This is a genomic window from Raineyella antarctica (assembly GCF_900092135.1).
Classification (GTDB): domain Bacteria; phylum Actinomycetota; class Actinomycetes; order Propionibacteriales; family Propionibacteriaceae; genus Raineyella; species Raineyella antarctica.
On the sequence record NZ_FMYF01000022.1, the window covers coordinates 1 to 7,710 of the forward strand.

10 protein-coding genes are annotated in these 7,710 nt (G+C 67.3%); 5 read left to right on the top strand and 5 right to left on the bottom strand.

Annotated elements, in window-relative coordinates:
- The first annotated feature begins 132 nt into the window (after positions 1-132).
- Positions 133-261 (top strand): alpha/beta fold hydrolase, encoded by a 129-nt coding sequence (locus tag GA0111570_RS18235; protein ID WP_281245227.1) that lies wholly within the window; start codon positions 133-135, stop codon positions 259-261.
- Between the two features lie 66 nt (positions 262-327).
- Here GA0111570_RS18235 and GA0111570_RS17020 read toward each other — a convergent pair whose 3' ends face one another.
- Entirely contained in the window at positions 328-1,122 is a 795-nt protein-coding gene (locus tag GA0111570_RS17020; protein WP_092613856.1) for a dienelactone hydrolase family protein, read from the bottom strand.
- Positions 1,123-1,209: 87 nt separating this feature from the next.
- Entirely contained in the window at positions 1,210-1,962 is a 753-nt protein-coding gene (locus GA0111570_RS17025; RefSeq protein ID WP_092613857.1) for an MOSC domain-containing protein, read from the bottom strand.
- A 614-nt stretch (positions 1,963-2,576) separates the two neighbouring features.
- On the opposite strand from GA0111570_RS17025, the gene GA0111570_RS17030 reads away from it, so the two are divergent.
- On the top strand, positions 2,577-2,843 hold the full coding sequence (locus GA0111570_RS17030; protein WP_092613858.1) for a hypothetical protein: 267 nt from the start codon (positions 2,577-2,579) through the stop codon (positions 2,841-2,843).
- A 629-nt stretch (positions 2,844-3,472) separates the two neighbouring features.
- On the opposite strand, the gene GA0111570_RS17035 is transcribed toward GA0111570_RS17030, so the two are convergent.
- Both GA0111570_RS17035 and GA0111570_RS17040 read right to left on the bottom strand, forming a co-directional pair.
- Positions 3,473-3,835 carry a type II toxin-antitoxin system death-on-curing family toxin gene (locus GA0111570_RS17035; RefSeq protein WP_092613859.1) on the bottom strand — a complete coding sequence of 121 codons (363 nt, stop codon included), beginning with the start codon at positions 3,833-3,835 and terminating at the stop codon, positions 3,473-3,475.
- Positions 3,832-4,035, bottom strand: coding sequence for a toxin-antitoxin system HicB family antitoxin (locus GA0111570_RS17040; RefSeq protein ID WP_092613860.1), 204 nt, complete (start codon positions 4,033-4,035; stop codon positions 3,832-3,834). Before GA0111570_RS17040 ends, GA0111570_RS17035 begins: the two co-directional genes overlap by 4 nt.
- Positions 4,036-4,526: 491 nt before the next feature.
- Here GA0111570_RS17040 and GA0111570_RS17045 point away from each other — a divergent pair, with 491 nt between their 5' ends.
- From GA0111570_RS17045 to GA0111570_RS17055, 3 genes are all read left to right on the top strand, one after another.
- Positions 4,527-4,937, top strand: a complete 411-nt coding sequence (locus tag GA0111570_RS17045) for a hypothetical protein (RefSeq protein WP_139283313.1) — start codon at positions 4,527-4,529, stop codon at positions 4,935-4,937.
- Positions 4,938-5,195: 258 nt separating this feature from the next.
- Positions 5,196-6,302 (top strand): type IV toxin-antitoxin system AbiEi family antitoxin domain-containing protein, encoded by a 1,107-nt coding sequence (locus tag GA0111570_RS17050; protein WP_281245228.1) that lies wholly within the window; start codon positions 5,196-5,198, stop codon positions 6,300-6,302.
- Positions 6,299-7,207 (top strand): nucleotidyl transferase AbiEii/AbiGii toxin family protein, encoded by a 909-nt coding sequence (locus tag GA0111570_RS17055; protein WP_092613863.1) that lies wholly within the window; start codon positions 6,299-6,301, stop codon positions 7,205-7,207. The genes GA0111570_RS17050 and GA0111570_RS17055 overlap by 4 nt, the downstream gene beginning before the upstream one ends.
- A 272-nt stretch (positions 7,208-7,479) precedes the next feature.
- On the opposite strand, the gene GA0111570_RS17060 is transcribed toward GA0111570_RS17055, so the two are convergent.
- On the bottom strand, positions 7,480-7,710 hold a 231-nt coding region (locus GA0111570_RS17060; RefSeq protein WP_092613864.1), incomplete at its 5' end, for an ATP-binding protein.

The following is a 7,710-nucleotide window of genomic DNA, read 5'->3' on the forward strand; positions in this document are numbered from 1 at the left end:
GGGTGCTGCCCGCGTGAGCGGGGATGATCCGTATGGAGCACGCTACGCCCATCGCGCCACCCCGTTCTCCCCGCGTGAGCGGGGATGATCCGATCAACGCGGGCACGCTCACCACGCCCGAGTTCTCCCCGCGTGAGCGGGGATGATCCCGTTGCCATCCCCGACTCGCGGCTCGTCCTCTTCAACCGGTGCGGCCACTGGGCCCAGCTCGAGCACGCCGACGAGTTCAATGAACTCGTGGAGGTGTTCCTCAGCCGCTAGTCGTGACGCGTCCCGGCCACGCCGGTAGCCGGGACGCTTTGTCAACAGTGCCGCCCGGCGCGCCGGTCAACCGCGCAGTCGCTCGGCCAGGAACGCCAGGACCCGGTCCCGGGCGACCCGGGTCGGATGCCCGGGCTCGTCGACCAGGGAGATGGTGAGGACCGAGTGCGCGGACGGCTCGATACCGGCAGCGTTGCCCGGCGAGGAGTCGATCTCGATCCCCTCGAAGGCCCCTCCGAGCGTGGTCCGCAGGGTCGCGAACCGCTCCGGCGGGCAACCCCGGTCGTTGGTGAACCGGAGCCCGAGCACTCGCAGGTTGTCATTCGCCCGTGCAGTGATGGTGGCGAGGTCCTGGGCATCCAGGCCCAGGGCGGCGCGGCCACGCTCCCCGATCGGCGCGGGCATGGCCGGCTGGCTCATCACCGCCGCGAGGACCGACGGCTCCAGTGCCGTCGCCAGCGCGAAACCTCCGGTGAAGCACATCCCGACCACACCGACCCCCGGGCCGCCGCACTCACGGAAGGCCGTGGCCGCCAGTGCCCGCAGCCACCCGACGACGGGGCTCGTACGGTCGGCCAGCAGGGTGAACTCGCGCGAAACGCAGACCCGCACCATCGTCCGCGCCATCTCGCGGCCCGTCGCCGGGGCGGCGGGGCGCCCGAACAGCGACGGCAGGTACACCGTGTACCCAGCGGCGATCAGCCGACGGGCGAAATCGACGACGCCCGGGTGCAGGCCAGGGATCTCGTGGAGCACGAGGACCGCCGGCCCTGTACCACCCCGGAACACCTCGTGGGTACGCCGGTCATGCGTGAAGTCGAATGCCCCGAACTCAGGGCCGATCTGCGTGCTGGGGCTCATACCGATCACTCCCTTGCGAGGTGCGCCCAGCGTAGTCGCGGACGCTCCCCACCGCGAGGGAAGGCGCGCAGCCATCGTGGCGCGAGCTCAGAGCACCAAGGTGACGGTGGTGGCATCGCCCACGTGGACGCGACCGGGCTCGGCCACGACGGCATCCACCCCGAACATGATCTCGTTACCTTGCCGGCGATAGTCCGCCAGCGTCCGCAGCGCCTGGGTGCGACGCCTCCCGCTGACGGGGTCGAGATCGATCACGGCGCAGCGGGGAATGGGACTGCGGACCTCGACCTCGGCCTCGCCGAGGCGGAGCCGCCGGCCGATCCAGCCGTCCTCGAGATGGGGTGTGTCGGTCTGCAGCGTGAACGTGGCACGGAACTGCGAGTCGAGGACGGAAGCGCCGATCCGGCGGGAGAGTTCGGCGAGGGAGCCGGTGGTGACCAGGCTGACGCTGGCGCCGTAGACGACGTCGCCCGCGGGGGACCGGGCCAGCACCACGTCGTACCCCAGGTGCTTCGAGTAGGCCGCCGCCCACGGTCCGTCGATGATCTCGAGTGTCACGGAGCGGCCCCAGTAGTCGAGCGTACGGGTCTCGCCGCTGGGTGCCGGCACGCCCTCAGCCGTAGCCCCGGGCAGCGCCACGGTCAGCCTGCCCGCGTCCCACGCGACCCGGGTCTGCATCAGGGTCGGGTTCTCGACGGTGCGGAGCACCCGCTCACGGGCCGGGTCGACCAGGCAGAACTCCCGGTCCCCGACCGGGCCGTCCCAAGCCAGGTCGACGAACGGCCGGTCCAGGTGGCGGGCTCCCTTGAGCGAGGTGAATCCGGTTCGGGTGACGTGCACGCGGCCACTGTCGCACGACCCTTCGACCACATCCACATCGTGGTGCAGTTGATCCGCGAGGACGGTACGTGGGCGTCGAATTTCCGCTCGCAGCAGCGGTCCCAGGGAGGCGGGGTATGTGCGGGGGTTGTGGCGGGTGGGGGTGGTGACCCCGCCCCGTTACGCTCCCGGCACCACGGATGTGATGGTGGGCTATTCGGTGGCGCTACGTCCCGAGGCGGGCAGGGCGCCGTTCTGGCATGCGGCGGGGAACGTCCACAGGAGTCTGACGCTGCCGAACGTGCGGGCGCGGTATGTGGATTTGCCGGAGGCGGCGGTGGAGGCGGCGCGGGTGGAGCCGGCGGGTCGGGTCCGTGGATGCGCGCGACGGATGCGGTGCTGCGCGAAGCCAAGGGCGCCAAGAAGGGCGCGGGCACGGTGCTGCCGGTGCATGCGGGTTTGGCCCGTGCAGCGCGGCTGAGCCCACGCGTTCATCGTGGCAGGAGGAGAGATCACCAAGGCGCCTCGCTATTGGCCAGCGAGGTGGAAGCCATCGTGGCTCCGCGGCGTTCTCCGTAGCCGTCTGTGGCTACAGATGGCTTTGGGGATGGCGAGGGCGATGGGGAGGGGGGCCTGTGGGCGAGTGGACCATTGAGTACGAGGGCGACCGGTTCGAGAAGTGCTTCCTCGGTCTGCCCGAGTACGAGCAGGCGGTGTTGGAAGCCGCCATCACCCACGTCCTGGCGGTCCGCGGTATCGACATCTGCAACGGGGAGTGGGGCAAGCCCCTCGGTGATGGCCTGTCGATGTCGGTCACGACCCGTGAGGTTCGCTGCAGCGCCCGCGGGGGCAGGAGCGCCGTGTCGTGGGGTGGTTCGGGGGAGGGGAACGTCTCCCCTTGACTTTGTTTCACCAAAGACATAAAGTGGAAGATGTCGAGGGGGAACGAGGCCAGGCAGGCCTGGAGCCCCGACGACACTGAAGAAGACAACTACCGCAAGGAGATATAGAGATGATGGATCGCAACGAGACCAGCAAGAAGAGCTTCGCCGAGATCTGGATGGACGGGTTCCGTCAGACCGCCGAGGAGCAGGCCAAGGCCGAGAGCTTCGGGATCAGCTTCTGATCTAGCACCACACAGGCCGCGGACACCGTCGTCCGTGAGCCGTACCCACCAGGGCTGGAGACCAAAGGGTCCCCGGCCCTTTTCGTATTCCCGTGTGGGGTTGAGGGCAAGGGGGCCGGCTCTTGTCGTGAGGGAGGTCTCCGGTTGCCTCGTCGAGGTCGGATCCAACTAACCGAGCCTCCACGAAACCCGGGGCGATTCACCAGTGGCGCCGCTGCGGCGACTCACGCCGCCGGGTATCGAGTGGGCGAGGGAAGTGTCTGTCAAACGAAAGTGATTGATGGACCCATCGTGGATTGGTGAACGGCACGCCAGTGTCCCTCGGTGGCGCGCCGTTGGCAGGGATGAGGAACCGACTTGCTGCTCGGACAGGCACTTCCGTACGCCTTGCCATGCCGCGCCCGGTCAGTGCCAGGAGGCCAGGTGGCCTGCGACCTCCTGATAGCTGATGGTCCCACTGGCGATGGCGGTCACCAGGTCGTAGGCGTCATCGTCGGCCGCTTCCCGGGTGATGTCGTTGAGGCCGTAGAAGACCACGACGCAGAGCCAGCCCAGCCGATTGTTCCCATCGGCCAACCCGTGATTGCGGACCAGCGACTCCAACAGGGCGCCCGCCTTGTCATCGATGCCGGGATAGGCGTCGCGTCCGAACACGCTCACCTGAGGTCGGTGGACCGCAGAGTCGAGCAGGCCGACATCCCGTACCGGGCCAACGGCGAGGTCCTCCACCAGTGACAAGACATCGTCCAGCGCGAGGTACTCGGTCACTCACCCAACCGGTCGAGCAGGTCGGCGTAGCGTGCCCGGGCCACTCCGGACAACTGACGTACCTTGTCCTCGCGGAGCTTTCTGGCTGCCGCCTCGCGGATCGCCCTCACTGTGGCTTCCTGCTTGCTCACCCCCTGCGCTTCGGCAAGCAGGGCGAGCGCCTTCTCGTCCTCGGGTTCCAGTCGGAGGGTCATCGCCATGCCCCAAACGATACCAGTCTGGTATCTCGCGCTCCGTCGTGTGTCCGCGCTCGATCCGATCAGAGGAAGGCCGTGACAGGCCGCCGCAGTCAGCCCCCGTCCAGCCTGAAGCCGCAAGCGCCCTACGCATCTGCCGGTAGTCGGGGTCCGTCGGAGGTGTCTGTCCAACCAACGTGATTGACAGACCCGTGCGATGTCCGATCCGGCTGCAGAAGTGTCGATCAATCCAGCGAGATTAACAGACATGAGCCCTGTCGGCATGGACCGGCGCGATGCTCGTGCGTTGATGTTGTCCTAGGCTCGCACTGCAACCGGAAGCACGAGGGGGCAGGGTGCAGCAAGGACCTCATGGCGCATCGTTCTCGCCTGACGGGAAATGGTGGTGGGACGGGCAGCGGTGGCTTCCTGCGTTCTCTCCGGATATGAAATGGCGGTTCGACGGCACTGCCTGGAGGTATGTCAGCAGTTGGAGGCAGCCCCCGACCTGGGCGATGATCCCGGGCCTGATCTGGATGTTCATGTTGGCGGCCTGGATGCCCATTGCCGTCATGGTTGCGCCGCCATCCCGGGGGTTTGGGTCGAACACCTTCCCGGTGATCCTCGCGCTCGCAGCCGGGGCGATGCTTGCCACGGTGACGGTCGGCTTCGTGGTAGGCCGCTGGTGGCAGCTTCGGTGGATCTGGGTTGCCGTGGTTGCGGGTTCGGCTGCTCAGCTGTTCGGATACGTGGTGTCCATGCTCGATTCCCCTGATCCGGACGGAACCCAGGACATTGCCGCAGGCGCGGGCGTGGTCATCCTGGGTCTGCCCACGGCCTTGGCGATCGCTGCCCTCCTGTGGTTGGGGGCTGGTCTGGGCCTCGCCATTCGTGTCGTCCACCGACGACGGGCTCTGGGTGAGTGAGAGCGCGTCGACAGTTCAGCCGAAGATGATCTGCTGCTGAAGGATCCGCGACGGGGCGCCCTCAGCCTGAGTTGGATCGTGAGACGCGATGGTGAGGGCTTCGCTGCCGAGGGGTGCCCTGACCGTCTTGGAGGTACTGCATTGGTTGCACGTAGATGTTGCAAACGTAGCTTTGATCTAGCGGAACGAATGAATACGATCTGCATTTGTTGCATTTTTTGATACCATCGCAGTATGTCTGAGTCGTCAACTGCTGTTATGGCCCGGGTGGCGCGTCTTGCCGCGGGGCAGTGGGAGATGCTCACCACCGCCCAGGCCGAACGTGAGGGAATCACGCGGGTCCAGCTCTCGAGGCTCGCCGACGCTGGGGTTCTTGAGCGCGTGGACCGTGGGATCTACACGCTCGCATCCTCACCGGACGACCACCGTCGTCTGCGAGCCGCTTGGCTGTCCCTGGATCCCGTGCACACGGTTGAGGAGCGACTCGCCGATCCGGTCGCCGCCGGCGTCGTTTCCTTCGCTTCGGCCGCAGGGCTACATCAGCTCGGTGACCTGCTCGATGACCAGCCCGAGTTCACCCTGCCGGGGCGTAAGCAGTCGCGCAGGAACATGCGGATCCATCGGCTGGCCCTTGCCGCTGATGACGTGCAACTGGTCGAAGGGCTGCCCACCACCACGGTCGAGCGGACGATCGCGGACCTTCTCCGTGATGGCCACGACCCCGATCTCGTCGCCCAGATCGTCGGGCAGGCGCTTCGTCGCGGCGCACTCGACCAGGAGCGGCTGGCCGCCCATCTTCAGCCCCTCGCCCATGCCCATGGGCAGCCAGACGGACCGGCGCTGGTCGCGCACCTGCTGGACGTCGCCGGCCTGAGCCCCGGCCAGATCGCAGCTGAACTGGTCAAGAGTCCGATCGGTGCGTCCATCTTCGCGCAGGGTCAGGCGGCCGCTATTGGCGAGATCCTCGCCTCGATCGGGGCGAGCCTGCCCCCGTACGACACCACACTGGCAGCCGTCCGTGCAGCGGTCGGGCCCCTCGCCGATACCTTCGCGAGGACCCACGCCATGTCTGCTTCGTCTATCGGCCCGATGATGGACGCGGTGCGCGTAGTCTCCGCCGCGGCCAAGAGCGCCAGCGCTGCCGACCAGTTCGCGCCCGCGCTTGCTGCCCAGGCGGCCTTCAGCTCCGCGGCGTCACTGCAGAAGGCGGTGCACGACGGCCTGCCTGCGGTCCTGTCGCCGGAACTCACCAAGGCGTCCACCTCGGCGATCCAGGCGATCACGGCCTCCCTGGAGCCGGCGTGGAAAGCGGCTGTGGCCTCCCGACCCGTCCTGTCCCTGGCCACGGAGCTGGAGGACCTGTGAGCGCCGACGGGTATCGTGACGCGACGGCCCTGTGGCAGGCCGTAACTGACCGTTCGAAACAAGCTGCAAAGCAGACCGGCGAAGACCCCGCCGCCTACATTCGAAACTTCGTGTACGGGCGCTTCCTGGCCCGGGTCTTCCAGGATCCCGATGCTCCGTGGGTGGTGAAGGGCGGAACCGCGGCGCTCGTACGCATCCACGACGCCAGGACCACCAAGGACATCGACCTGCTGGGACAACTTGACGACACCGACCAAGCACTCAAGGCGCTCAGGAGTCTTCTCGCTGTCGACCTGAACGATCACCTGCGGTTCCAGATCACCACTGTGGAACCCAGCCTCGCCGGAGGCGGCCAGCCCGAGGTTGACGGCCGTCGGCTCAGAGTGGAGCCCTACGTCGGCGCCTCGCGCAAGGAACCGTTCACCGTGGACCTCGTCACCGGCTCGCTGCTCACGGCCGAACCTGAACCAGCGCCCCTTCCCGGCATCGACATCCCCGGCCTTGGCGCCCCGACCCTGCGGCTCTACCCCCTCGTGGACCACATCGCCGACAAGCTGTGCGCCATCCAGGCCGGATACGGCGCTGACGGATCCCGCCCGTCCAGCCGGGTGAAGGACCTGGTGGACCTCGTCGTGTTCGCAAGGCGCGAGGACGTCGAGGGGGCAGCCCTGCACACGGCGATCCTGGGGGAGTGGGACCACCGACACCTCGCGGGACGACCGGTGTTCACCCCACCAGCCTCCTGGGACAAGCAATACCCAAGGCTGGCTCGCAAGACGGCGGCGTGTGAGGGCTTCACCGATTTCGCCATGGCCACCGAACTGGTCGACCGCTTCCTTGGGCCGGCACTCGACGGGACCGCTCACGGCCAGTCATGGTCCGCAGCCCGAGCCGCATGGAAATGACTCCACCAGGATCCAGGGCATTCGACCAGGTCCGGGAAGAGCGCCGACTCCGCTCCCGATGCCTGTTAAACGAACGAGATTGTTGGACCATCGGTGGTCGCGTGAGCAGCCGACCATCTGTGGTCTAACCCTGTCGGCAACGCCAACCCTCACCGTGGCTGAGTATTTGAAGGCTTGGAGGCCACTCGATCTTGCCGTTGGGGGCCAGTGATATTGCCGGTGGGGGCCAGCGGCCGCCGGGGTGGGGGCCACCGGCTCCCACCGGCGTCTTGTCACTGGTTCACGGCGGCGTGTTCACGCATGTTGTGGTTGCCGGTGTCGACCCAGATGGTGTTGTGGACGATGCGGTCCATGATCGCGTCGGCGTGGACTCCGGAGCCGAGTCGCTGGTGCCAGTCCTTCTTCGCGTACTGGGTGCAGAACACGGTTGAGGCGGCGTCGTAGCGGCGTTCAAGTAGTTCCAGCAGCATGCTGCGCATGCCCTCATCGGGATGGTCGAGCAG